28 protein-coding genes and 1 pseudogene are annotated in these 23,962 nt (G+C 73.0%); 18 read left to right on the forward strand and 11 right to left on the reverse strand.

Translation table 11 applies throughout. The annotated features are described in order from the left end of the window. Positions 1 to 18 precede the first annotated feature (18 nt). Entirely contained in the window at positions 19 to 168 is a 150-nt protein-coding gene (locus ACQEVB_RS35935; RefSeq protein WP_432982595.1) for a hypothetical protein, read from the forward strand. A gap of 33 nt (positions 169 to 201) precedes the next feature. On the opposite strand, the gene ACQEVB_RS35940 is transcribed toward ACQEVB_RS35935, so the two are convergent. The 3 genes and pseudogenes from ACQEVB_RS35940 to ACQEVB_RS35950 all read right to left on the reverse strand — a co-directional run. Beyond that, positions 202 to 1,242, reverse strand: a complete 1,041-nt coding sequence (locus ACQEVB_RS35940) for a Gfo/Idh/MocA family protein (RefSeq protein ID WP_432982598.1) — start codon at positions 1,240 to 1,242, stop codon at positions 202 to 204. Positions 1,243 to 1,244: 2 nt separating this feature from the next. Continuing rightward, positions 1,245 to 1,691, reverse strand: a complete 447-nt coding sequence (aroQ, locus tag ACQEVB_RS35945) for a type II 3-dehydroquinate dehydratase (RefSeq protein ID WP_432985478.1) — start codon at positions 1,689 to 1,691, stop codon at positions 1,245 to 1,247. Positions 1,692 to 1,934: 243 nt separating this feature from the next. Continuing rightward, positions 1,935 to 2,201, reverse strand: a pseudogene (locus tag ACQEVB_RS35950) (MarR family transcriptional regulator); the annotation flags it as partial. Between ACQEVB_RS35950 and ACQEVB_RS35955 the strand changes: the two are divergent. Continuing rightward, positions 2,091 to 2,522, forward strand: a complete 432-nt coding sequence (locus ACQEVB_RS35955; protein WP_432982601.1) for a GlcG/HbpS family heme-binding protein — start codon at positions 2,091 to 2,093, stop codon at positions 2,520 to 2,522. The pseudogene ACQEVB_RS35950 and the gene ACQEVB_RS35955 overlap by 111 nt on opposite strands. Here the strand turns inward: ACQEVB_RS35955 and ACQEVB_RS35960 are convergent. Genes ACQEVB_RS35960 through ACQEVB_RS35975 form a run of 4 tightly spaced genes read right to left on the reverse strand, consistent with a single transcriptional unit; the run spans position 2,495 to position 4,662 of the window. After that, the gene (locus tag ACQEVB_RS35960) at positions 2,495 to 2,899 is read right to left on the reverse strand and encodes a dihydrofolate reductase family protein (protein WP_432982604.1); all 405 of its coding nucleotides are present in this window, start codon (positions 2,897 to 2,899) and stop codon (positions 2,495 to 2,497) included. The two genes, ACQEVB_RS35955 and ACQEVB_RS35960, sit on opposite strands and share 28 nt — an antisense overlap. Positions 2,900 to 2,938: 39 nt before the next feature. Next, complete coding sequence (locus ACQEVB_RS35965; protein WP_432982607.1) at positions 2,939 to 3,508, reverse strand: dienelactone hydrolase family protein; 570 nt, start codon at positions 3,506 to 3,508, stop codon at positions 2,939 to 2,941. Positions 3,509 to 3,520: 12 nt separating this feature from the next. Continuing rightward, positions 3,521 to 4,219 (reverse strand): DUF899 domain-containing protein, encoded by a 699-nt coding sequence (locus ACQEVB_RS35970; protein WP_432982610.1) that lies wholly within the window; start codon positions 4,217 to 4,219, stop codon positions 3,521 to 3,523. Then, positions 4,216 to 4,662: an alpha/beta hydrolase gene (locus ACQEVB_RS35975; protein WP_432982613.1), complete on the reverse strand. Its 447-nt coding sequence runs from the start codon at positions 4,660 to 4,662 to the stop codon at positions 4,216 to 4,218. The genes ACQEVB_RS35970 and ACQEVB_RS35975 overlap by 4 nt, the downstream gene beginning before the upstream one ends. A 110-nt stretch (positions 4,663 to 4,772) precedes the next feature. On the opposite strand from ACQEVB_RS35975, the gene ACQEVB_RS35980 reads away from it, so the two are divergent. Beyond that, positions 4,773 to 5,984 (forward strand): alpha/beta hydrolase fold domain-containing protein, encoded by a 1,212-nt coding sequence (locus tag ACQEVB_RS35980; protein WP_432982615.1) that lies wholly within the window; start codon positions 4,773 to 4,775, stop codon positions 5,982 to 5,984. A 6-nt stretch (positions 5,985 to 5,990) separates the two neighbouring features. On the opposite strand, the gene ACQEVB_RS35985 is transcribed toward ACQEVB_RS35980, so the two are convergent. The 4 genes from ACQEVB_RS35985 to ACQEVB_RS36000 form a co-directional block, all read right to left on the reverse strand. Further along, entirely contained in the window at positions 5,991 to 6,968 is a 978-nt protein-coding gene (locus ACQEVB_RS35985; protein ID WP_432982618.1) for a sigma-70 family RNA polymerase sigma factor, read from the reverse strand. After that, on the reverse strand, positions 6,965 to 7,333 hold the full coding sequence (locus ACQEVB_RS35990) for a VOC family protein (protein WP_432982621.1): 369 nt from the start codon (positions 7,331 to 7,333) through the stop codon (positions 6,965 to 6,967). Before ACQEVB_RS35990 ends, ACQEVB_RS35985 begins: the two co-directional genes overlap by 4 nt. Positions 7,334 to 7,341: 8 nt before the next feature. Continuing rightward, positions 7,342 to 8,100, reverse strand: a complete 759-nt coding sequence (locus ACQEVB_RS35995; RefSeq protein WP_432982624.1) for an SDR family oxidoreductase — start codon at positions 8,098 to 8,100, stop codon at positions 7,342 to 7,344. A 96-nt stretch (positions 8,101 to 8,196) separates the two neighbouring features. Beyond that, a complete protein-coding gene (locus ACQEVB_RS36000; RefSeq protein WP_432982626.1) occupies positions 8,197 to 8,853 on the reverse strand; it encodes a TetR/AcrR family transcriptional regulator in 657 nt (218 codons plus the stop codon). A gap of 138 nt (positions 8,854 to 8,991) precedes the next feature. Here ACQEVB_RS36000 and ACQEVB_RS36005 point away from each other — a divergent pair, with 138 nt between their 5' ends. The 15 genes from ACQEVB_RS36005 (at position 8,992) to ACQEVB_RS36075 (ending at position 23,962) form a co-directional block, all read left to right on the forward strand. Next, positions 8,992 to 10,125: a VOC family protein gene (locus ACQEVB_RS36005; RefSeq protein ID WP_432982629.1), complete on the forward strand. Its 1,134-nt coding sequence runs from the start codon at positions 8,992 to 8,994 to the stop codon at positions 10,123 to 10,125. Between the two features lie 19 nt (positions 10,126 to 10,144). Next, positions 10,145 to 11,083: a fumarylacetoacetate hydrolase family protein gene (locus tag ACQEVB_RS36010; protein ID WP_432982632.1), complete on the forward strand. Its 939-nt coding sequence runs from the start codon at positions 10,145 to 10,147 to the stop codon at positions 11,081 to 11,083. Then, positions 11,083 to 12,963 carry an acyl-CoA synthetase gene (locus ACQEVB_RS36015; protein WP_432982635.1) on the forward strand — a complete coding sequence of 627 codons (1,881 nt, stop codon included), beginning with the start codon at positions 11,083 to 11,085 and terminating at the stop codon, positions 12,961 to 12,963. The genes ACQEVB_RS36010 and ACQEVB_RS36015 overlap by 1 nt, the downstream gene beginning before the upstream one ends. Beyond that, positions 12,960 to 13,307, forward strand: a complete 348-nt coding sequence (locus ACQEVB_RS36020) for a DoxX family protein (RefSeq protein WP_432982638.1) — start codon at positions 12,960 to 12,962, stop codon at positions 13,305 to 13,307. The genes ACQEVB_RS36015 and ACQEVB_RS36020 overlap by 4 nt, the downstream gene beginning before the upstream one ends. Further along, the gene (locus ACQEVB_RS36025) at positions 13,304 to 14,818 is read left to right on the forward strand and encodes a bifunctional 3-(3-hydroxy-phenyl)propionate/3-hydroxycinnamic acid hydroxylase (RefSeq protein WP_432982641.1); all 1,515 of its coding nucleotides are present in this window, start codon (positions 13,304 to 13,306) and stop codon (positions 14,816 to 14,818) included. Before ACQEVB_RS36020 ends, ACQEVB_RS36025 begins: the two co-directional genes overlap by 4 nt. Next, entirely contained in the window at positions 14,818 to 15,993 is a 1,176-nt protein-coding gene (locus ACQEVB_RS36030) for a cytochrome P450 (RefSeq protein ID WP_432982644.1), read from the forward strand. Before ACQEVB_RS36025 ends, ACQEVB_RS36030 begins: the two co-directional genes overlap by 1 nt. A 12-nt stretch (positions 15,994 to 16,005) precedes the next feature. Beyond that, a complete protein-coding gene (locus ACQEVB_RS36035; RefSeq protein ID WP_432982647.1) occupies positions 16,006 to 16,203 on the forward strand; it encodes a ferredoxin in 198 nt (65 codons plus the stop codon). A gap of 89 nt (positions 16,204 to 16,292) precedes the next feature. Continuing rightward, positions 16,293 to 16,982: a CAP domain-containing protein gene (locus ACQEVB_RS36040; RefSeq protein ID WP_432982650.1), complete on the forward strand. Its 690-nt coding sequence runs from the start codon at positions 16,293 to 16,295 to the stop codon at positions 16,980 to 16,982. 584 nt (positions 16,983 to 17,566) lie between these two features. Next, complete coding sequence (locus tag ACQEVB_RS36045) at positions 17,567 to 18,499, forward strand: TIGR03619 family F420-dependent LLM class oxidoreductase (RefSeq protein WP_432982653.1); 933 nt, start codon at positions 17,567 to 17,569, stop codon at positions 18,497 to 18,499. Positions 18,500 to 18,553: 54 nt separating this feature from the next. After that, on the forward strand, positions 18,554 to 19,402 hold the full coding sequence (locus ACQEVB_RS36050) for a CoA transferase subunit A (protein WP_432982656.1): 849 nt from the start codon (positions 18,554 to 18,556) through the stop codon (positions 19,400 to 19,402). Further along, positions 19,399 to 20,199: a CoA-transferase subunit beta gene (locus ACQEVB_RS36055; protein WP_432982659.1), complete on the forward strand. Its 801-nt coding sequence runs from the start codon at positions 19,399 to 19,401 to the stop codon at positions 20,197 to 20,199. Before ACQEVB_RS36050 ends, ACQEVB_RS36055 begins: the two co-directional genes overlap by 4 nt. 5 nt (positions 20,200 to 20,204) lie before the next feature. Next, positions 20,205 to 21,260, forward strand: a complete 1,056-nt coding sequence (locus ACQEVB_RS36060) for an NAD(P)H-dependent flavin oxidoreductase (RefSeq protein ID WP_432985481.1) — start codon at positions 20,205 to 20,207, stop codon at positions 21,258 to 21,260. Further along, positions 21,257 to 22,033 carry an SDR family oxidoreductase gene (locus ACQEVB_RS36065; protein WP_432982662.1) on the forward strand — a complete coding sequence of 259 codons (777 nt, stop codon included), beginning with the start codon at positions 21,257 to 21,259 and terminating at the stop codon, positions 22,031 to 22,033. Before ACQEVB_RS36060 ends, ACQEVB_RS36065 begins: the two co-directional genes overlap by 4 nt. An 11-nt stretch (positions 22,034 to 22,044) precedes the next feature. Next, complete coding sequence (locus ACQEVB_RS36070) at positions 22,045 to 22,806, forward strand: enoyl-CoA hydratase family protein (protein WP_432982665.1); 762 nt, start codon at positions 22,045 to 22,047, stop codon at positions 22,804 to 22,806. 4 nt (positions 22,807 to 22,810) lie between these two features. Next, positions 22,811 to 23,962 (forward strand): acyl-CoA dehydrogenase family protein, encoded by a 1,152-nt coding sequence (locus ACQEVB_RS36075; protein WP_432982668.1) that lies wholly within the window; start codon positions 22,811 to 22,813, stop codon positions 23,960 to 23,962.

Consider the following 23,962-nt stretch of genomic DNA (forward strand, 5'->3'; position numbering starts at 1 on the left):
CGTCCCCCCGTCGGTGTGGTGCTCGCCCCGAAGTGGACCATCCTGCCCGTGCGCGGCTACGGCCGCAGGCTCCGGTCGTTGTGCTTCTCCGGGCTGATCACCGACGACTGCAGGCGGCCGTCGGCGGTGGCGGTGGCGGTGGCGGTGGCGGTGCATCCATACCCGTAGAGACCACAGGCACGACGTCCATCGCTTTGCAGCTCAGATCCCGACGGCTCGGGCGGTGCGGGCGGCCTCGAGCACGGCGTCGACGACGCGGAGCGCGGCGAGCCCGTCCCGACCGCTGCAGACGGGTTCCGCCGTGCCGCGGATGACGTCGGCGAAGTGGGCGATCTGGTTGGCGAGCGGATCGCCGTGGACGACCGGGATCGTCGACGTGCGGAACGGCTCGTACCAGGAGCGTTCGCCGGGGTAGTCCCGCAGGCGCAGGGACGGCACGGAGAGCGAGCCCCGGGTTCCCGCGAGGTGGTAGCAGTCCTCGTCGGGATGGGTGGGGTAGTCGGCGTTCTCGCCGGAGGTCTGTTCCCAGCTGCGGGGCGACGCGGCGGTGTCGCTCAGCAGGAAGGTGCCCAGTGCGCCGTTCGCGAAGGTGAACACCATGGCGGCCGTGTCCTCGACGGGGAAGCCGCGGGTCGCGGACGACGTGGTCGCCTGGACGCGGACGATGTCGCCGGCGAGCGACATCAGGCAGTTCACGTCGTGGATGAGGTTGAGCAGGATCGGGCCGCCGCCCGGGCGTCGCCGCCAGCCGTCGTTGACGTCGAAGTAGCCGTCGGGTTTGTGGAACAGCGCCGTGCCCGTGACCGCGACGATGTCGCCGAGCGCGCCGCTCGCCACCGCGGCGCGGGCGGCGGCCATGACGGGGGAGTGGTTGCGGTGGTGCCCGGTCATGATCGGGACACCGGCCCGGTCGCCGGCCTCGACGAGGCGGGTGGCGCCGTCGATGCTGTCGCCGATCGGCTTCTCGACGATCACCGGGACGCCGGCCGCGACGCACTCCAGCCCGCCGTCGACGTGCATCCGGTTGGGCGTGGCGAGGATGACGCCGTCGGGGCGGTCACCGGCGAGGAGCTCGGCGAGCGAGTGGTGCAGCGGCACGCCGTGCTGCGCGGCGAGCACCGGTCCGGCGGGGCCGGGATCGACGACGGCGGTCAGGTCGGCTTCCGTGCTGGCGACCAGCTCCTCGATGTGGCGCCGGCCGATCAGCCCGGCGCCCACGACGGCGATGCGCGGCCGGTCCACGGTCACGAACCCTGCGACAGCGCGTGCAGCGCCAGCGCGTACCCGTGCACGCCGAGCCCGACGATGGTCCCGGCCGCGACGGGCGAGACGTAGGAGTGGTGCCGGAACGGCTCGCGGCGGTGGACGTTGGAGATGTGCACCTCGATCACGCGGAGCTGGGCGCCCTCGATGGCGTCGTGGATAGCGATGGAGGTGTGGGTGTGGGCGCCGGGGTTGTAGACGGCGCCGACGCAGGTCCCGGCCTGCTGGGCGGCGCCGAACTCGTGGATCCAGTCGATGATCTGGCCTTCGTGGTTGGACTGGCGGCAGACGGCGTCGAGGCCGAGGTCGCCCGCGGTCCGGCGGCACAGGTCCTCGAGGTCGGCGAGGGTGGTCGTCCCGTACACCTCGGGCTTGCGGGTGCCGAGCAGGTTGAGGTTGGGGCCGTTGAGGACGAGGACGTCGGGCATGCCTCGACTCGACCTTCCGGCGGCGGCCCGGTCAAGGTGTCGGGGGCGGGCTTCCGCCCAGCGACAGGCGTCAGCGGGGGCGCCGTTGTCCAGGACCCGGGTCAGCAGTGCCACCAGCTGCTCCCGCTCGGCGTCGTCGAGGGCGGCGGTCAGGTCGATCTGCACGCCGTCGACCAGGCGGTCGAGCTGGGCGAGCCGCCGGTGGCCCGCGGGGGTGATGGTGACGAGGTTGCGGCGTGAGTCGGCAGGGTCGGATCCGCGCGTCGCGTAACCGGCGGACACGAGACCGACGACGATCGTGTGGGTGTTGCTGCGGTCGATGCCGCAGCGCCGGCCGAGCGCGATCTGGCTGGCCGGACCGAACTCGTCGAGCGCGGCGAGCAGCGCGAACTCGAAGCCGTGGCCGTCGACCGGAGCGAGGGCCGCGGCGAGCTCATCAGCGCCGCCCACCAGCGCGCGGCCGAGATCGGCGCACGGGTCACGGTCGCGATCACCGACGAAGGCGGCCACCTGCAGGCACTCGGGCGGATGGACGGCGCGCCGCCGCTGTCGGCCAGGATCGCCGAGCGCAAGGCGGCGAGCGTGGCCCTGATCCGCCGGGACGGCGCCGGACTGCGCACGATGCAGGAGTCGTGGCCGGCGCTGTTCGACCGGTTCAGCGAGATCGCCGGCGGTGCGGTGCTGGCCGGCGCCGGCTCGCTGCTGATCCGCAGGGGCGACGTCGTCGTCGGCGCGATCTCGGTGAGCGGTGGCGACCGCCCCGGCCAGGACGACGACGTCGCCGAGGCCGCACTGGCGTCGGATCAGGCCCCGGCTCCGGTCGCGTCGTAGCGCAGTTCCACCAGTTGTGAGTCCGGCAGTACCCGAGCCGCGAGCAGTGCCAGACCCGCACGCGATCCCGAGTAGAGCTTGGATCCGCTGCCGAGCAGAGCGGCACCGACAAGGACGACCAGCTCGTCGACCAAGCCGGCCGCGAGCAGCGGACTCCAGGTCGTCCCGCTGCCGAACACGAGCAGGTCGCCACCGTCGCTCTGCTTGAGCCGCGCGATCTCCCGCGGAGCCTCGGCGCGTGACACCACCCGCGTCGTCGCTGCCCACGGGTCGTCGGGGGCGACCGTCATCGAGTCGCTGATGACGACGGCGTCCAGGGAGGTGACGAGCTCGGCGATCGCGTGATCGCGCTCGTTCTGCGACGGGTCGGCAGCCACCGCGGTCCAGTGCGCCCAGCTGGCGTGCCGTGACCGTAACTACGCGGTTTCGAGCAGGTCGAGTGCCCGCTGCCAGGTGCGGAGGGCAGTGGGCTCGTGGTGGTCGGGCTGTTCGGGGTCGGTGAAGAAGTGGCCACCCTCGGGATAGGTGAACAGCTGCGGATGGGCGGGCGTCCGGGCGGTCGCGTCGAGCCAGGCGGTGACGCGGACGGGCGGGTTGAGCAGGTCGGCGTCGGCGACGTGGAGGTGGACGGGCAGACCCGCACGCACCGTCGTGGGGATCACGGCGACCCCGTGCAGCAGCAGGACGGCGCCGGTGTCGGGCCGGTCGGGAAGCAGCTCGTGCACGACTCCGCATCCCATGGAGATGCCGGCCAGTACGGTCTCGGGCGGCAGGTCCTGCACGGCCTCTCGGCCGCGCTGCGCGATGGTCGCCCAACCGACGACCTCGTCCTTCAGCACAAAACCCTCGTCGAGGGTCCGCGCGGTCCGGCCCGCGTAGAGGTCGGGTGTGACGACCTCGTGCCCTGCAGCGCGCATCAGGTCGGCGGCGCGCCGCTCGACCGCGCGCAGCCCCAGCATGGAGTGGAACAGCACGACGTGTGCCACGGGAGGTCCCTTCTACCGGGCCGGCACGGAGTGGTCGTACTGGAAGTTGAGGCGCTCCCAGCTGTGGGTGGGCACCTGCGGCCAGCCGGCGGGCGAGTCCTCCCAGTCCTCGCCGCGTCCGTACGGGGTGAGGTCGAGCAGCGCGCGGAAGGCGCCGGCGTACTCGACGCCGCGGCCGGTGGTGAAGTAGGTCTGGAAGATGTCGGTGTAGTTTGCCGCGTCCTGGCGCAGGAACACGCTGAGCCCGAACTTCGCGCCGCGCGCGGTCACGAAGTCGTGGTGGAAGGTCGTGCCATAGCTGGAGTACCAGGGGAACGTCCAGCCCATCCGGGCCCGGACGGCAGCGATCTCGGAGACGCGGGCGGCAGACACCATGACGAAGGTGGTGTCGCGGGCCCGCAGGTGCGCCAGGTTGCCCAGCCCGTCGCTGAACAGGGAGCAGCCCAGGCAGACGTGGTCGTCGTCGGCGGTGAGCATGTTGTGGTAGACGATCAGTTGCCGGCGCCCGTCGAACAGCTCCGCGAAGGAGCGCCTGCCGTCCGGGTCGCTGAACGTGTAGGTGGCGTCGACCCGGGTCATGGGCAGCCGCCGCCGGGCGGCGTTGAGCCGGTCCTGGGCCCGGGTCAGCGCCTTCTCCTCGACCAGCAGGTCTGCCCGGGCGTCCTCCCAGGTCGAGCGATCCACGATCGGCGGTGCAGCGGTCTCGTTCATCGGGCTTCCCATCTGTCGGGGGTCGGGACGAGCAGGTCGTCGACGGTGAGGTGGAGCAGGGGCGGCCAACCCCGTTCGTGCGCGCCGGATGCGACGGCGGCGGCGAGCTCGGCGCCGCTGCCGTCGCCGGCCAGGAGGACGCGGTCGGGATCGGCGCCCAGCTCGCGGGCGTGGTCCGCCGCCCATCCGGTGGCGAGGAACGCGTCGTCGCGCCCGTCCGGCCAGAGCGGTCGGCGGTAGGAGACGGACAGGACGACGACACCGGCACCGACGCACAGCTCGCGGCTGCGTCGGTCGGCGTGCTCGATGTCGTCCGCCGGCAGGAACACCAGCAACGGCGGGGTCGTGCTCGTCGAGGGCCAGTACGTGCGTGCCGGCTGCGGCCCGGCCGGCCCCCGCAACCGGGTGTCGGCGACGAGCCGCACCGTTCGTCGATCGGGCATGGGATGAGGTTGGCAGCGACGTGACCGGCAAGGGAAAGGCCGATGGTGCATGACGGTCGTGCCGACCGCGCATCACCACCGAGGCGGCCGGCGGCCCGATAATCGTCGGCATGGCGACCGAGCACGACCGCGACGAGCCGGCGCCGGCCGGGCAGGTGTTGCCGCTCCCGCCGGCACCGGACGCCATCGAGCTGCGCCACCTCAGGGCCTTCGTGGCGGTCGCCGAAGAGCTCAACTTCGGTCGGGCCGCGGCGCGGCTGTTCCTGTCCCAGCCGGCGCTGAGCCGGCAGATCCGCACGCTCGAACGGCTGATCGGCAACGACCTGCTGCGCCGCTCGACGCACCGGGTGGAGCTCACGCTGGCCGGGGACGCACTGCTGGACCGGGCCCGGCGGCTGCTGACCGACGTCGACGACGCCGTCCGGTCGACCCGCTCGGTGGGCGGCGAGCTGGCCGAACGGGCCGCCAAGGCGTGGCGTCCGGTCCACGATCTGACCAGCGCCGATGCCTCGATCCACCGGATCCGTGCTGCGACGGAGGAGTTCCACGCCGAGATCGAGCCGCCCGAAGGCACCGTGGCGCGACCGGTGAACGCCGGTGGTGTGCCGGCCCTGTCGGTGTCGGACGGGCCGCCTCGTCCCCTCACGGTGCTGCACCTGCACGGCGGCGCGTACGTCGCCGGCTCGGCCTTCGGGTTCCGCCCCTTGGCGGGAGCGCTCTCGCTCGCCGCCGGTGCCGGCGTGCTGCTGCCGGAGTACCGGCTGGCACCCGAGCACCCGTTCCCGGCCGCCGTCGACGACGCCGTGCACGCCTATCGATGGCTGCTCGACACGGGCGTGCCCGCGGAGCGGATCACCGTCTCCGGCGACTCCGCGGGCGGCGGGCTGGCGCTCGCGCTGCTGCTGACCCTGAAGGAGCAGGCGGTGCCGCTGCCGGCGCAGGTGCTGCTGCTGTGCCCATGGGTGGACCTGACCTGCGACCTGCAACCGGCGCACGAGCCCCAGCCGTTCCTCGATCCCCGGCAGCAACGCGCGTTCGCCACGGCCTACGTGGGCGACCACGACCCGGGCGATCCGCGGCTCAGCCCGCTGACCGCGGACCTCGCCGGGCTGCCGCCGATGCTCGTGCAGAGCGCCACCGGCGACCCGCTGGCCCGCGACGCCCAGCGCGTGGTCGAACGAGCGAGATCGTTCGACGTCGACGCACGGCTGGAGATCTACTCGGCAGCCACCCACGTGTTCCAGTACTTCTGGTCGTTCCTGCCCGAGGCCGCCGACGCGCTGACGCACGCAGGTGCATTCATCTCCCGCGTCGCCGACTGATCCTTCTCACATCGGCGTGAGGAAGTAGGTGATCTCGTCGATCATCGCGCCGCGGAGCGTGAGCACGGCCAGGTGGTTCGGCACGAGGGGGCCGCCCGCGTCCCCGCCGTGGGCCATGACCGCGAGCTGACCGTTCGCGCGGGTGGGGGTCAGCCGCCACGCCATCCGGCCGCTGAGCGCCAGCTGTCCGAGACCGGTGGCCACCGCGCTCCGGCCGCGGTACCACGTCGCGGTCGGCGGCATCGCGATCGCAGCGGTCTCGGTCAGCATCGCCGCGATCGCCGCCACGTCGTTGCGCTCCCACGCGCTGACGTAGCGGTCCACGATCGCGCGCAGCTGCTCGTCCCCCAGCGATCGCAGGGTCGCCTGCTGGCTGAGCTCGGGGATGCGCTGCTCGACGGTCAGGTGGGCACGCTGCAGCGTGCTGTACACCGCCGCCGGCGTCGTCTCGAGCGCCGCGGCGACCTCCGCGCCGGAGAAGCCGAGCACGTCGCGCAGGATCAGCACCGCCCGTTGTCGGGCGGGCAGGTGCTGGAGCGCCGCGACGAACGCCAGCTCGATGCTCTCGCGCTGCTCGTACCGCGCTTCCGGGCCGACCGGTCCGTCGCCGAGGTCGAGCCCCTCGTCGGGATACGGCTCGATCCACGTCGACTCGGCGAGCGGCGCACCGAGCGGCCCGTGCGGATCGGCGGGCGGGCCGTAGCCGATCGGCAGCACCCGCCCCGGTCGCCGCTCGATCGCCCTCAGGCAGACGTTCGTCGCGATCGTGTACAGCCACGACCGCAACGAGCTCCGCCCTTGGAACGACGACAGGTTCCGCCACGCCCGCAGGTACGTCTCCTGCACCGCGTCCTCGGCGTCGTGGACCGAACCGAGCATCCGGTAGCAGTGCGCGTGCAGGAGACGTCGGTGCGGCTCGACGAGGTCGGCGTAGGCGCTCTCGTTCCCCGCGACGGCGGCGTCGAGCAGCTCCGACTCGGTCATCCCGTTCCCTTCAGGAGTGCCTGCTTCGGCTGCCAGAGCGCGATCTCGCCACCCGCGCTCGACCGCAGCACGCTGCTCCATCCCGCAGGACCCTCCCATGGCTGGAGCAGCACCGACGCGCCGAGCCGGCGGGCCAGCTCGGTGATCGCCTCGATCTCCGCGACCTCCACGTACGGCAGCCACGTCGGGTGCGCCGTCCCGCACTCGACGATGCCGCCGTCGAGCGGACCGCGCATCGCGAGCGCATGGTACGAACCGCGGGGAACGTCGATCCGCTCCGTGCGCCACCGCAGCAGCTCGTCGTAGAACGCGCTCGCGCCGTCGAGATCAGGGGTGTGCAGCTCCAGGTGCACGAGCCGGTTCACGAACGGCCCTACGCCGGGACCGCGACGATCGCCGCCAGCTGCTGCTCCGAGGTCTTGGGCGAGGCGTGGAACTGCTCGCCGAAGGCCACGGCGAACGGGTCCGGGAAGATGTCCTCGACACCCGCCTCGACGCCGTCGAGGATCGCGTTCGCGACGATGTCGGGCGCGGTCTTCGCGAACTGAGGTGGGAGGTCCTTGGTCATCTCGGTGTCCACCGGCCCCGGGTAGACGCCGTGCACGCTGACACCCCGACCCGCCAACAGGGCACGCGCGGCCTGCGTCAGCGAGTGCAGCGCCGCTTTCGACGCGCTGTACGTGGGCTGCAGCGGCACGTTGGTGAGTCCGGCCACCGAACCGACGTTGACGATGGCGCCGCCGCGGCGCACCAGCGTTCCCTCGAAGCCGTGCAGCATCCGCAAGGTCCCGAAGTAGTTGACCTCCATCTCCCGACGGGCCACCTCGACGATCCCCTCGTCGGACAGCTCCGTCGGTTCGAACGCGCCCGCGTTGTTGACCAGCAGATCCACGTCCGTGGCCGCGTGCACGGCCGCGGCGACCTGGTCGGCGTCGGTGACGTCGAGCCGCACCACGACCACGCGGGCGCCGTGGCGCTCCTGCAACGCCCCGAGCGTCTCCGGGTCGCGCGCCGCGGCGTAGACCTTCCCCGCGCCGCGCTCCAGCAGCGCCTCGGCGATCGCGCGGCCGATGCCCCGGTTGGCGCCGGTCACCAGCGCCACCGATCCGTCGATCCGAGTAGGACCCAGCATGTCTCGCTCCTTCGGTTGAGTCGTCGTAGGTGGAGATCCGGGGATGTGCCGGAATCCATCGGTCGACGGCTCGATGGAGGAGAACCTGGTGACGGGTCAGGCGGCTGAGTCGGGCAGGAGGTCGACGGTGTCGAGGGCGGGCAGTGGTCGGGTGGTGCACTCGTGTGCGTCGGCGGCGTCGAGGCCGAGCATGCGCAGCAGGTCCTCGGTCACCTGGTCGGTGGCCTCGGCGTCGTCGCGCTCGGGCTGGCGGTGCAGGAGTTGGCCGAGGCCGATGGCGGCGCCGGCGATGGTGACCACGGCGAGTTCGGTGTCGCGGACGGTGAAGCGGCCGGCGCGCACGGCGGCGTCGATGTCGCGACGGACGCGGGGGGCGAGCCCGTGCGCCGAGGTGGCCAGCTCGTGCCCGTGGTGCAGCAGCACCTTGCTGAGTTCGGGGCACTTGCGGTGCATCCGTCCGGTCAGCCGGAAGCTCTGCGCGAACACCTGCGCGGGGTCGTCCAGATCGGTGGTCAGCTCGTCCAGCACGGCACCGAGGGTGTCGAGCGCGTCCTCGACCGCTGCCTGGTAGAGCTGCTCCTTCGTCGGGAAGTGGTTGTAGAACGACCCCAGCCCCACGTCCGCGGCCTGGGTGATCTCCAGGACCGACACGGCGGTCCGGCCCTCCGCGATGAGCGCCTGGGCGGCCCGCACGAGGGCCGCGCGGGTCCGTGCCTTGCGCCGCTCCAGCCGGCTCGCGGCCTGCTCCGACATCCGTGCTCCTGACTACCGGCGTTCGTCGCGGCCATCGTAGCCCGCTCCGTCAACAGTGAAGAAATCGTCAGAAACTCTTGACTGACGGTAGCTTCGTAACTGACGATGTCGTCATCAAGGTGGGTGGAGGGAGCAGCCGTGCTGGACCGTCACGACCCGCACGCCGGCCTGCACAGCGAGCGCGGGGCGCTCGCGGGCGAGCACCCGGGCCGTGCGGCGAACCCGGTGATCAAGGTGCACGACGTGGCGTGGCTGGAGTTCGAGAAGCCGGACTTGCAGCGGGCCGAGGTGTTCGCCCGGGCCTTCGGCTTCACCCCGACGCTCAGCACCGGGCACGAGCTGCACCTGCGGGGCACCGACCCTGGCGCGCCGTGCGTGCTCATCCGCAGGGGCACGCGGTCGCGGTTCCTCGGGCCGGCGTTCCGGGCAGCCTGCCTGGGCGATGTCCTGCGGCTGGCCAAGGTCACCGGGCGGCAGGTCACGAGGTTGCCCGACGCACTGGGTGGCATCGCCGTCGACCTCGCCGATCCGAGCGGCCTGCGCGTCCGGGTCGTGTCGGACGTCGACGAGCTGCCGGCGCTGCCGTCGCAGCAGCCGCACACGCTCAACGTCGGGCACGAGGTCCTGCGGGTCAACGCCGCGCAGCGCCCCCCGCGGGCACCGGCGCGCGTGCAGCGGCTCGGGCACATCGTGCTGCAGTCGACGAGGTACCGGCAGACGCTGGACTGGTACCTCGAGCACCTGGGGATGATCGTCAGCGACTTCCTGTTCCACGCCGGGCAGCGCCAGCGCGGTCCGGTGATGAGCTTCATCCGCTGCGACCGCGGCACCACCCCGACCGACCACCACACGCTGGCGCTGACGCTCGGCCCGACGAACCGCTACGTCCACTCCGCGTACCAGGTCGCCGACCTCGACGCGCTGGCCGCGGGCGGGGAGTACCTGCGCGAGCACGGTTACCACCACTCGTGGGGCATCGGGCGCCACATCGAGGGCAGCCAGATCTTCGACTACTGGCGCGACCCGGACGGGTTCATGGTCGAGCACTTCAGCGACGGCGACCTGTTCGACCACACCGTCGAACCCGGCTGGGCCCCGATGACCGCCTCCGGCCTCGCGCAGTGGGGGCCGCCGGCCAGTGCCGACTTCCTCGGCGTCAGGCCCGGCAAGGAGTCCCTGCGCGAGCTGCGCGCCGTGCTGGCGGCGCTGCGGGAGGACAACGAGTTCGACGCCCAGCGCCTCATCGGCCTGCTCAAGGTCGCCCGCAGCTGACCCCCCACGGAGAATCCCCATGAGCACCTCGATCCTGCGCACTGCCGACGCCTGGTACGTCGCCGCCGGTGCCGCAGCCACGAAGATCGACACCGCGGCCACGACCACCGCCGAGCTGCTCGCCGACCAGCGCGCGGTCACGGCGGCGGCCGCGGGGTCGGCGACCGACCGGGTCGCGGACCTCCACCTGGTCTCGCCGGTCACCGCGCCCTGCCGCGTCGTCGCCCAGATGACCAACTTCGTCTCCCACGTCACCGACGCGGGGATGGATCCGACGACCGTGCCGCTGACGTTCTTCCGCAAGGCGTCCGGGTCGATCTCCGGCCCGTTCGACGACGTCGTCCGGCCGGCCCACGTGGGCCTGCTCGACTACGAGGTGGAGGTCGGGCTCGTCATCGGTCGGACGATCCCGGTCGGCACCGAGATCACCGCCGACAACCTGCACGAGTGCATCGCCGGGCTGGTGGTCACCGACGACGTCTCCGCCCGGGACGTCCAGCTGCCCCAGACCCAGTTCTACGAGGCCAAGTCGTACCCGACCTTCACGCCCGTGGGACCGGCGCTGGTGCTGCTGGACCGCGCCGAGCTCGCCCGGTTCACCGAGCTGCGGCTGCGGCTGGCCGTCAACGGCTCGGTCCGCCAGGACGCCGTCGTGGGCGGGGACATGATCTACCAGCCGCTGCAGGCACTGCAGGCGCTGAGCCGGTTCCAGCACCTGGACGCCGGCGACCTGGTGCTGACCGGCACACCGGTCGGCACCGCGCTGTCCGCTCCGCCGAAGGCCGTCCAGAAGATGGCCGCGTTGCTGCCCGAGTCGCTCAAGTGGAAGCTGTTCTTCGACGGGCAGGCGAAGAACCCGAAGTACCTCGCCGACGGCGACGTCGTCGAGGCATCGGTCGCGACCGACGACGGCGCCCTCGACCTCGGTACCCAGCGCACGATCGTGCGGCACAAGTGATGACCGGCACCGCGCTGTGGCCGCGCTACGCCGGGCCGGGTGACCTGGCCGCGATCGAGGCCGTCCCGCTGGCCGACCGGGGTCTGCCGGAGTCGACGTACGCGCTGCTCCGGCGGGCCGCCGCCGCGTGGCCGGACCGCCGCGCCACCACCGTGCTGCCCGTGGCCGCGCGGTGGCAGGAGCCCGTCCGGCGCACCTTCGCCGAGCTGCTCGCCGACGTCCACCGCTACGCCAACCTGCTGCGGGAGCTGGGGGTCCGGCGCACCGACGCGGTGGCGCTGATGGCACCCAACTGCGCGGACCTGATCCCGGCGACCCTGGCCGCGCAGCTCGCCGGCATCGCGTCCCCGCTCAACGGGGGCCTGTCGCGGGCCCACCTGAGCGAGCTGCTGCGGCGCTCGGGCGCGCGCGTGCTGATCACCGCCGGACCGGAGCTCGCGCCGGAGATCTGGGACACCGCGCAGGCGCTCGCCCCCGAGCTCGACGCGATCCTCGTGCTGGCGCCGACGGCCGGCGGTACCACTGCGCTGCCCGCCCTCGACGGCGTGCGCACGGGCTACCTCGCCGACCTCGCATCGGCGATGGAGCCCTCCGCGTTCAACGGCATCCCGCCGTCGGCGTCCGACCTGGCCGCGTTCTTCCACACCGGAGGCACCACCGGAGCCCCGAAGCTCGCCGCGCACACCCACGCCAACGAGGTCGCGGACGCGTGGATGATCGCGGCCAACTCGTTGCTCGGCGCCGACTCGGTGGTGTTCGCCGCGCTGCCGCTGTTCCACGTCAACGCGCTGGTGGTCACGGTCCTCGCGCCGCTGTTCCGCGGCCAGGAGGCGGTGTGGGCCGGGCCGCTCGGCTACCGCGAGCCGGCGCTGTACGGACAGTTCTGGACGATCGTCGAGCACCACCGGATCGCCGCGATGAGCGCGGTGCCGACCGTGTACGCGGTGCTCGCGCAGTGCCCGGTCGACGCCGACGTCTCCAGCCTGCGCTTCGCCATGGTCGGCGCCTCGCCGCTGCCCGCCGCCGTGCGGGAGGGCTTCCAGAACCACACCGGCGTCACGCTGGTCGAGGGCTACGGGCTGACCGAGGCCACCTGCGCGAGCGCGCGCAGCTTCCCCGACGCCCCGCGCCCCGGCACCGTCGGGCAGCGCCTGCCGTACCAGCAGCTGAAGGTCGTCGATCCGGCCACGGGTGCGGAACTTCCGCCGGGGGAGACCGGGGTCCTGGCCATCAGCGGCCCGACCGTGTTCCCCGGCTACGTCGTCGGACGGGACGGGAGCGGTCACCTGCTGGACGGCCTCGGCACGCTGGCCGAGGGGTGGCTGGATACCGGCGACCTGGCCCGGATCGACGCCGACGGCTTCGTGCACCTGGCAGGGCGGGCCAAGGACCTCATCATCCGCGGCGGGCACAACATCGACCCGGCCACGATCGAGGACGCCCTGCTCGCCCACCCCGAGGTCACCGCTGCGAGCGCCGTGGGCCGCCCCGATCCGCACGCGGGGGAGGTGCCCGTCGCCTACGTGACCTGCGCGCCCGGTGCCACGGTCACCGAGGAGGAGCTGCTGGCCTGGGCCGTCGGCCGCGTGCCGGAGCGGGCTGCCGCACCCAAGGCCGTCACGGTGCTGGACGCGCTGCCCGTGACCGCCGTCGGCAAGCCCTACAAGCTCGCGCTGCGCGCCGACGCGACCCGCCGCGCGATCGCCGAGGCGCTCGCCCCGGTCGACGGCGCGGACGGCGTGGGCGTCGACGCGGTGATCGAAGACGGCACCGTGGTCGTCACCGTCGCCCTCCCGTCCGAAGCGGACACCTCCGCGGTCGCGGCCGCCCTCGGCCGCTACACCGTGCCGGTCCGGCTGACCCACCGAGGAACCCCATGACCGTCCTGACCGTGTCGGCCATCGCAGTCGCGGCCGTCTTCGTCCTGGTCGGCGCGGCGAAGCTGCTCGCGCTCGCGCCGATGCGCGAGCGGGCCGCGCACGCCGGGTTCTCCGTCGCGGCCTACCGCGGCATCGGCGCGCTGGAGGTGGCGGGCGCCGCCGGCATCGCGCTGGGCCTGCTCGTGCCGGTCCTGGGTGCCGCGGCCGCCACCGGCCTGCTGCTCCTGCTCGCGGGCGCGGTGATCACGCACGTCCGCAACCGGGACGCCGTCCGCGACCTCGTCCCGGCCGCGGCCTGCGCGGTGCTCGTCGTCGGCTACCTCGCCGTGCTGGTGTCGTCGTGAACGTGCCCGTGGTGATCGTCGGCGCGGGACCCACCGGGCTGACCGCGGCGTCCCTGCTCGGCCGGTACGGCGTCGAGTGCCTGGTCCTGGAGCGGTGGGAGTCGGTCTTCCCGCAGCCCCGCGCGGTGCACCTGGACGACGAGGTGCACCGCATCCTCGGGCGCCTCGGGCTGGCCGGCGAGTTCGCCGCCATCTCGTGGCCCTGTCACGGGCTGCGGCTGCTGGGCCCGGACCTGCGGGTGCTGGCCGAGTTCCGGCGCGCCCCCGGCCACGGCCGCCACGGCTACCCGCAGGCGGCCATGTTCGACCAGCCCGACCTGGAGCGGCTGCTGCGGGCCGGCCTGCGGGCGATCCCCGCGGTCACCGTGCGGGGCAACACCGAGGTCACTGCCATCGAGCAGGACGACACCGGTGTGCGCGTCGAGGTGACCGACCGCATCAGCGGTGCGCGCGAGACGATCCACGCCGACTACGTGCTCGGCTGCGACGGCGCCAACAGCGGCACCCGGTCGGCCATCGGCGCGTCGATGACGGACCTCCGGTTCGACCAGCGCTGGCTCGTGGTCGACATCGCCACCACCGCCGATCTCGGCGAGTGGGAAGGCGTGCACCAGGTCTGCGATCCCGGGCGCGCCGCGACCTACATGCGCATCGGCAGGACCCGGTACCGCTGGGAGTTCCAGTTGCTGCCGGGGGAGCGCGGCGACGACTTCCACGACCGCGACCGGCTGCACCGGCTGATCGCGCCGTGGACCGAGGACATCCCGGTGGACGAGCTGCAGGTCGTCCGCCTCGCCGAGTACACCTTCCGCGCGCAGGTCGCGGACCGGTGGCGGGACCGGCGGGTGTTCCTGCTCGGCGACGCTGCCCATCTGACCCCGCCCTTCATCGGGCAGGGCATGGGTGCCGGGCTGCGCGACGGCCTCAACCTCGCGTGGAAGCTGGCCGGGGTCCTCGACGGAAGCCTCCCCGAGCAGGTGCTCGACACCTACCAGGCCGAACGCGGGCCGCACGCCGCCGCGATGATCCGCACGGCCAAGCTGGTCGGCACGGCCATGACCGAGGGCGGCCGGCTGGGCAACCTGATCCGGCGGGTGCTGGCGCCGCGACTGGCTCTCGTGCCCGGCCTCTCCGCCCAGGTCCTCGACGGCGAGACACCCCCGCTGCGCCGACGACGCCTCGGGCGGTCGCTCGAGGGCCGCCTCTGCCCCAACGCGGTCGTCGACAGCGGCCGGCGGCTCGACGAGGTGACCGCCGGACGGTTCGCCGTCGTCACGGTGGACCGGCCGGCAGAGCCCGAACGTGCGGCCATCGACCGGTGCGGCGCGGTCCTCGTGATCGCCGAACCCCCCAGCGACCTGCACCGGTGGCTGCGCGCCGGCCGCGCCACCGCCGCGGTCGTCCGCCCGGACGGAACCGTGCTCAGGGCCGGTCGGGGGGTCGCGCAACTGTGCCGGGAGCTGCCCCGGTTCGACCGCGATCTCAGCCGTTTCTCGGAGATGGAGCGATGATGCCCGACCTCCCGACCTACCGCCCTGACATCTACTCGCCCCAGGCCATCCTGGATCCGTACCCGCACTACGCGCGGCTGCGCGAGCTCGGGCCGGTGGTGTGGCTGAGCAAGCAGAAGGTCTACGCGCTCCCGCGCTACGCCGAGTGCAAGGCCGTTCTGCGCGACGACGCGACCTTCCGCTCCGGGGAGGGCGTCGCCCTCAACCCCATCGCCAACCGGCTCTCCCGGGGCACGACCCTCAACAGCGACGGCGCGGACCACGCCCGGCGCCGGTCGCTGCTCGCCCACCGGCTCACCCCGCGGGCGCTGCGCGCGATGACCGATGTCGTGGAACGCCAGGCCACCGAGGTCGTCGACGCCGCGGTCGCCCGGCGGACCGTCGACGGGGTCGACGTCGCGGCCGCGCTGCCCATGGCCGTGGTTCCCGACCTCGTCGGCTGGCCGGCCGACGGCCGCGAGCACCTGCTCGCTTGGGGTGCGGCCACCTTCGACGCGCTCGGCCCGCTGAACGGGCAAGCGGTCAAGGCGGTACCCGGCGGGGTGGCGATGATGCGCTACGCCAACGCGGTCGCCGGGCGCCGGAAGGTCCTGCCGGGCAGCATGGGCGACGACCTCCTGCGCGCCGCGGACGCGGGCAAGCTCGCCCACGCCGAGTGCCCCGCGCTGATGATCGACTACCTGGCGCCGTCGCTGGACACCACGCTCAGCGCGATCGCCAGTGCCCTGCACCTGTTCGCCACGCACCCGGACCAGTGGCAGCTGCTCAGGGACGACCCGAGCCTGATCCCCAACGCGGTGAACGAGGTCGTCCGGTTCGAGTCCCCGCTGCGGGCCTTCAGCCGCAAGGTGGCGCAGCCCACCGAGATCGCCGGCACCGCGCTGCCCGCGGGCTCGCGCGTGCTGGTCGTCTACGCCTCGGCGAACCGCGACGCGCTGGAGTGGGACCGTCCCGACGCCTTCGACGTCCGCCGCGACGCGTCCCGCCAGCTGGGGTTCGGACACGGCACCCACGGCTGCGCCGGGCAGGGCCTCGCCCGGCTGGAGACGCAGGCGATGCTGCGCGCGCTCACCGCCCGCGTCGCCCGGATCGAGCCCGTCGGAACCCCCGAGTGGGCGCTCAACAACATCATCCACCGGCTCGAGCGGCTCCCGCTCGAACTCGTCCCGGCCTGAGAGGTAACCCCGATGGAGATCTCCGTCGACCGCGACCGCTGCGAGGGCCACGGCCTGTGCGCCGAACAGGCGCCCGCCGTCTTCGACCTCGACGACGACGCCCAGGTCGTCCACCACTTCGACGGCCGCGCCGTCCCGGAGGACCAGGTGGCCGCGGCGCGGGCCGCCATCAACTCCTGCCCCGTCGCCGCCCTGCGCGAGCTCACGTGACCGTGCGCCGCGCGCGGTCAGGCGACGGTGCGGTCGTCGCGGCTGGTTGATCGGCGCGATCGCTCGGGAGGGTTCCCGACGCGGATCGAGTGCACTTCTCCCGTTCGCCGAACGTCGCCGCACTCGCCGCGGTCGCCGCCACGACGCTGCTGCTGCCCGGTCGGGCACAGGCCGCGCCGGCCTGCCCGGACGCCGACATGCCCCTGCACGGCTACTCCTGGTTCCTCCGGGAACACCCCGGCAACGGCCTCGGGGCGATGTTCGCGCTGGCCGACGAGCAGGCCAGGGCCTCGCGCGCGGTGGCCTGCCTGGTCGACGCCGAGCGGCACGCCAACGGCCTCCCGCCGCTGAAGCGGCTGGAGGGTGTCGACACCTCGGCCTACATCTACGCCCGCGCGGCCGCCGGCCGGAAGTGGTGGACGGACAAGGCCGACAAGCACGCCGACCCGCGCGATCCCCGCGAGACCTCGGTGCAGATCCACGACCGCATCAGCCGCCAGCACCCGTGCACCACCTACGTCGGCGACGGGCACCAACTGCTGGCCGACGCGGAGAACGTCTACGACGGTTGGGGGGACCCGGAGGCGGGCGGGCCCGAGAAGAGCACGCCCGCGGGTGCCTTCGCGTGGTGGAAGAAGAGCCCGCCGCACGAGGCCGCGATCCTCGACGGGCGCTGGACCCACACGTCGGTGGGCGTGGTCGCCGGCACCGCCGATCCCGCAGCGGGCGATGCCGATCCGAGCGGGGTCTACGTGCAGCACTTCATGGCGTGCAGCTGAGAGGCGCGATGCCGGTGCTGGCCCTGATGTCCGCACGGCCCGCGATCCCGAGCACGCACATCGAGTGGAGCCCGCTCTCCCGGGAGGTCGGGAGGCGGTCGTACCGGCGGCGCCCGCCCACAAGATCGTTGACCGCCTTCGCAGAGGAGCGCGGCCGCACCGTCCTGGAGCCGGCCGTCGCCTGGCTGGTTGCACTCCCGGTCCGATCGTCCGCCTGCGGTGGAGCAAGCGCTTGATAGCGATCCGGCTCTGTGCTGGAGTGGACCGATGGACGACACCGCCCACCGGGACGTGCGGCGGTGGATCGACAGGCAGGAGATCGGCGGGGACCTCGCGCGTACGCACATGCGGTCCACCGGCGCGACCGGAGCCTCCTGTGCACCTGCTACCACCCGCGCCACCGTTCACCACGCCGGGCACGACGGCGACATCGCCCGCAGCGCGTCCTGCGGCATCTCCACCCACCGCTACATCGGCGAACCCGACCTGCATCACACGTCCGGCTGCCGCTACGTCGACCGGACGGCGGCGAGTGGCTCTCCGACCTGCCGGGACGGCCGCCTGCCCGGACGAAGGGCTGAGCGATGCAGTTCGACCTGATCCTGCCCGGCGTCAGCCACATCCCGGGCCTCATGCCGTGGTCGCACCACCTCGGTGCCGAGGGCTTCCGGCAGGTGCTCGCCGTCGCCGACGAGCTCCGCTACGGGGCGGTGCTGATCTCCGAGCACCTGGGCATGCCGTACGGCGAGGTGCCCCGGCTGGGCCCGTTCTGGCACGAGCCGCTGTCGCTGATGGCCTTCGCCGCCGCCTGGACCCGGCGGATCCGGGTGGACCACACCGTGCTGGTCGCGCCGTACCACCACCCGCTGCGGCTGGCCAAGACCCTGGCGACGATCGACCTGCTCTCCGGCGGCAGGGTCAACGTCTCGGTCGGTGTGGGGCACGCCGAGCAGGAGTTCGCGGCGATGGGCGTGCCCTTCCGCGAGCGCGGCGCGCTGACCGACGAGATCCTGGCTGCCCTCGACACGCTGTGGACCGCCGACGAGCCGGAGCACCACGGCAAGTACTTCGAGATCGCCGGGTTGGCACTCGAGCCCAGGCCGGTGCAGAAGCCGCGCCCGCCGATCCACGTGGGCGGCAACTCCAAGCCGGCGCTGCGCCGCGCCGCACGCTTCGACGGCTGGCAGCCCAACCCCACGAACTTCACGATCGAGGAGATCCCCCCGCTCTACGACTACCTGCGCGCCCAGCCCGAGTTCGCGGGCAAGGCCGACAGCTTCGACCTGACCTGGCTCAAACAGCCGGTCGGCGTGCGGCTGCCGTCCGGGTTCGCGGACGCCACCCCGGCCCAGCTGCGGTCGTACCGCGAGCAGCTGCTGGACGCCTACTGTGGCCGGTACGTCGACGTCGGGATCACCCGGACGGTGGCGAACGCGCCCGGTATCAGCTCGCTGCCGGAGTACCTGGACTTCCTGCGCTGGTTCGACGCGGAGGTCGGCAGCGCCTCACACAGCTGAACCAAGCGCTTGCTCATGTAGTATCGTCGCTTCGCGCGGGAACGGAGTGGTGGCATGGCCGACAAGGTGCTGACCGAGGCGGACGTCGTTTCCCGGCTGCGGTCGGGGATGACGATCGGGATCGGCGGATGGGGCTCGCGCCGCAAGCCGATGTCGCTGGTCAGGGCGCTGCTGCGATCCGACGTCACGGACCTCACCGTGGTCTCCTACGGCGGGCCGGACGTCGGCCTGCTGCTGGCGGCCGGCAAGGTGCGCCACCTGGTGTACGGCTTCGTCTCGCTCGACTCGATCCCGCTGGAGCCGCACTTCCGGGCCGCGCGGGAGAGCGGCGCCGTCACCGTCACCGAGTACGACGAGGGCATGCTGCAGTGGGGCCTGCGGGCCGCGGCGAACCGGCTGCCCTTCCTGCCCTGCCGCGCGGGGCTGGCCTCGGACGTCCTGCGGTCCAACCCCGACCTGCGGATCGTGCGCTCGCCGTACGGGGACGAGGAGTTCGTGGCGATGCCCGCGATCCGGCTGGACGCCGCGCTGGTGCACATGAACCGGGCCGACGCCACCGGCAACGCGCAGTACCTGGGCATCGACCCGTTCTTCGACGACCTGTTCTGCCAGGCGGCCGACCAGGCGTTCGTGTCGGCGGAGCAGATCGTGCCCACCGCCGAGCTCCTGGCCGGGGGGCCGCCGCAGAGCCTGCTCCTCCAGCGCTGGCACGTCGCGGGCGTCGTGCACGCCCCGCGCGGGGCACACTTCACCTCGTGCGAGCCGGACTACGGCCGCGACGAGGCCTTCCAGAGCGAGTACGCGCAGGCCGCGGGGGACCCGCAGGCGTGGACGGAGTTCGTGCAGCGGTACCTGTCCGGGGACGAGCAGCACTACCAGCAGACGGTGGGGGCGCACGCATGACCGAGGTGATCACGACCGGCGCGCCGGTCGACCACGACCCGGACTCGGCGACCCTCGCCGAGATCTGCGTCGTGGCCTGCGCCCGTGCCTGGGCGGGCGACGGCGAGATCCTGGCCAGTCCGATCACCCTCATCCCGACGATCGGGGCCCGGCTCGCCCGCGCCACCACCGACCCGGATCTGCTGCTGTCCGACGGCGTGGCGTCACTGGGTGCAGGGACCTGGCCGGTCGGCGACGCACCGGCGGTCGTCGAGGGCTGGCTGCCCTACCGCACCGTGTTCGACCTGGTGGCCTCCGGGCGCCGGCACGTCATGATGGGGCCGGTGCAGCTGGACCGCTACGGCAACGCGAACCTCTCGGCGATCGGGGACTTCGACCGGCCGAAGCGCGCGCTGCTCGGGATGCGCGGTGCACCGGGCAACACCGTGAACCACCCCACCAGCTACTGGGTGCCCCGGCACGGGACGCGGGTGTTCGTGGAGAAGGTGGACGTGGTGTGCGGCATCGGGTACGACACCGCGAAGGCCGCGGGGCCGACCGCGCTGCAGTTCCTGGACCTGCGGCGGGTCGTCACCAACCTCGGCGTGCTGGACTTCGGTGGGCCCGACCACGCCATGCGGCTGGTGTTCACCCACCCCGGTGTCACCGTCGAGGAGGTGCAGGAGGCCACCGGCTTCCCGCTCGCACTGGCGGACGAGGTGGCGACCACGCCCCTGCCGACGCCGGTGGAGCTGCAGCTGATCCGCGAGGTCATCGATCCGAAGGCCTTGCGCGAGCGCGAGGTCAAGCCGCGATGACCGGGTTGCGCACCCGCATCACCGAGCTGACCGGGGTCCGGTACCCGATCGTGCAGACCGGGATGGGGTGGGTCTCCGGCCCGGAGCTCACCTCCGCCACCGCGAACGCGGGCGGGCTGGGCATCCTGGCGAGCGGCACGCTCTCCAAGGACGAGATGGTTGCCGCCATCCGGGCGGTCAAGGAGCGCACCGACAAGCCGTTCGGGGTCAACCTCGTCGGTACCGCGCCGGACGTCGAGGAACGGGCGGCGGCGCTCGTCGCCGAGCAGGTGCCGGTCGCCTCGTTCGCGATGGCGCCGAAGCAGCGCGTGTTCGGGCTGCTCAAGGACGCCGGCGTGGCGATCATCCCGTCGGTCGGCGCCCGCCGGCACGCCGAGAAGGTCGCGGCCTGGGGCGCGGACGCGGTGCTGGTGCAGGGCGGCGAGGGCGGCGGGCACACCGGCGCGGTGCCGACCAGCCTGCTGCTCCCGCAGGTGGTCGACGCCGTCGACCTGCCGGTGATCGCCGCGGGCGGCTTCTTCGACGGTCGCGGCCTGGTCGCGGCGATGGCCTACGGCGCTGACGCCATCGCGATGGGCACCCGCTTCCTGCTCACCGCGGACAGCACGGTGCCGCCCCAGGTCAAGCAGGCCTACCTGGACGCAGGAGTGGACGGCACGGTCGTCACGGACCTGATCGACGGCGTCCCGCAGCGCGTGCTGCGCACCCCGCTCGTCGAACAGCTCGTCGCGGGCGGCGGGCGGGGGCCGAGAGCCCTGGTGCGCTCGGTGCGCAGCGCGGTCGCGCTGAAGAGGCAGGTCGGGTCGAGCTGGCCGGACATCGTCCGGCAGGGGCTGGCGATGCGCACCCAGCGGCAGCTCAGCCTGCGGCAGGTGCTCATGGCCGCCAACACGCCCATGATGATCCGCACCGGCATGGTGGACGGGCGGGTGGACGTCGGGAGCCTGGCCAGCGGCCAGGTCGCCGGCCTGATCGACGAGCTGCCCACCTGCGCCGAGCTGATCGACCGGATCGTCGCCGAGGCCGAGAAGACTCTCGCCCGGCTGGGCGGCGCGCCATGAGTGCGCCCACCCCGCCGCCCGGTCGGGACCTGCTGCGCGACAAGGTGGTGCTGGTCACCGCCGCCGCGGGCACCGGGATCGGTTCGGCCACCGCGCTGCGCTGCCTCCAGGAGGGTGCGGAGGTCGCGATCAGCGACCGGCACGAGCGCCGGCTCGCCGAGACCGCCGAACGGCTCGCCGAGGAGACCGGGCGCAAACCGCTGGCCGTCGTCTGCGACGTCACGGACGAGGACCAGGTCCAGCGCGTGATCGCGGCGACCACCGAGTCGTTCGGCCGGCTGGACGTGCTGGTGAACAACGCCGGTCTCGGCGGCAGCGCCAGCATCCTGGAGATGACCGACGAGCAGTGGTCCGCGGTGCTGGACGTGACGCTCACCGGCACCTTCCGCTGCACCCGCGCCGCGCTGGCGGTGATGGCGCAGCAGCGCTCCGGCGTGATCGTCAACAACGCCTCGGTCGTCGGCTGGCGCGCGCAGCGCGAGCAGGCGCACTACGCGGCCGCGAAGGCCGGTGTGATGGCACTGACCCGCTGCTCCGCCATGGACGTCGCGCACCTGGGGATCCGGGTGAACGCCGTGGCGCCGAGCATCGCGGCGCACCAGTTCCTCGCCAAGGTCACCACGCCCGAGCTGCTCGACGAGCTGGCCGGCCGCGAGGCGTTCGGCCGGGCCGCAGAGCCGTGGGAGGTCGCCACCGTGATCGCGTTCCTGGCCAGCGACTACTCGACGTACATGACGGGCGAGGTCGTGTCCGTGTCCAGCCAGCATCCGTGAGGAGCTCGTCGATGAGCACCGTCGTTCCCACCACCCACGGCATCGCCGTCGCCGACGCCGGCCACGGCGTGGTCGAGGTCGTGATGGACGCGCCGCCGGTGAACGCGCTCACCGCCGCCGGATGGTTCGCGCTGGCCGACGCGCTGACCGCGGCCGGAGCCGACCCGGCCACCCGGGTCGTGGTGCTGCGGGCGGAGGGCCGCGGGTTCAACGCGGGCGTGGACATCAAGGCGATCCAGGCCTGTCCGGACAACTCCGAGATCATCGGGGTGAACCGCGGCTGCTTCGCCGCGTTCGCCGCCGTCTACGACTGCCCGGTGCCGGTGATCGCCGCGGTGCACGGCTACTGCCTGGGCGGCGGGATCGGCCTGACCGGCAACGCGGACGTGATCGTCGCGAGCGAGGACGCCACGTTCGGCCTGCCGGAGGTCGACCGGGGTGCGCTCGGTGCGGCCACCCACCTGTCCCGGCTGGTGCCCCAACACCTCATGCGCGCGATGGTCTACACCGCCAAACCCGCCACCGCAGCCCAGCTGCACCAGTTCGGGTCCGTGCACAGCGTGGTCCCGCGGGAGGCGTTGCGCGACACCGCCCTGCAGCTCGCCCGCGAGATCGCGGCGAAGTCCCCGACGATCATCCGGGCGGCCAAGGAGTCGCTGAACGGGATCGACCCGTGGGACGTCAAGCGCAGCTACCGCTACGAGCAGGGCTTCACGTTCGAGCTCAACCTGTCCGGGACGGCGGACGAGGTCCGCGACACGTTCGGGAGGTGAGCGCGTGGACCTGACCTGGACCGAGGAGCACGAGGCGTTCCGGGCGCAGGCGCGGGCCTGGCTCGAGGCGAACGTGCCAGAACGGCCGCTGCCCTCGGGAGACACCCGGGAGGGCTTCACTGCGCACCTGGAGTGGGAGCGCCGCCTGTTCGACGCCCGCTGGTCGGTGGTGTCCTGGCCGGTGGCCTACGGCGGCCGGGACGCCTCGCTGTGGGAGTGGCTGATCTTCGAGGAGGAGTACTACCGGGCAGGGGCTCCGCAGCGGGTGACCCAGAACGGGATCTTCCTGCTCGCCCCGACCCTGTTCGAGTTCGGCAGCCAGGAGCAGCGGGACACGCTGCTGCCCAGGATGGCCGCAGCCCAGGACCTGTGGTGCCAGGGCTGGTCCGAGCCCGGCGCCGGGAGCGACCTGGCCGGGCTCAGCAGCCGCGCCACGCAGGTCGACGGGGGCTGGCTCCTCTCCGGGCAGAAGACCTGGACGACCCGCGGGGCGTTCTGCACGCACCTATTCGGGTTGTTCCGCTCCGACCCGGAGGCTGCGCAGCACAAGGGGCGGCACAAGGGCCTGACCTACTTCCTGGTCCCGCTGGACGCCGCGGGCGTCACGGTGCGCGGGTTCGGCCGGCTCGACGGCGACGAGGGCTTCGCCGAGGTCTTCTTCGACGACGTGTTCGTCCCCGACTCCGGCGTCCTGGGCGGGGTCGGCGAGGGCTGGTCGGTGGCGATGGCCACCACAGGCTCCGAGCGGGGCCTCACCCTGCGCTCGCCGGGCCGGTTCCTGGCGTCGACGCGGCGGCTGGTGGAGCTGGCGGCCGCGCGTCCCGAGGCACTGTCCGGGCGGCTGCGCGACGACGTCGTGGACGCGGCGATGCGCGCCGACGCCTACCAGCTGTTCACGCTGTCGCAGGTGAGCGGCCTGGTGATGGGGGAGAAGCCGGGCGCCGAGTCGAGCCTCACCAAGCTCTACTGGTCCGAGCTGGACGTGCACACCCACCGCACCGCGCTCGCCCTGCTCGGCGCGGACGCCGCCGTCGACGACGCCTGGAGCCGCGGGTTCCAGTTCGCGCTGGCCGGCCCGATCTACGCGGGCACCAACGAGATCCAGCGCACCATCGTGGCCGAGCGGCTGCTCGGGCTGCCCCGGGTCGGGCGGTAG

The organism is Pseudonocardia sp. CA-107938, from assembly GCF_050936315.1.
Taxonomy (GTDB): Bacteria; Actinomycetota; Actinomycetes; order Mycobacteriales; family Pseudonocardiaceae; genus Pseudonocardia.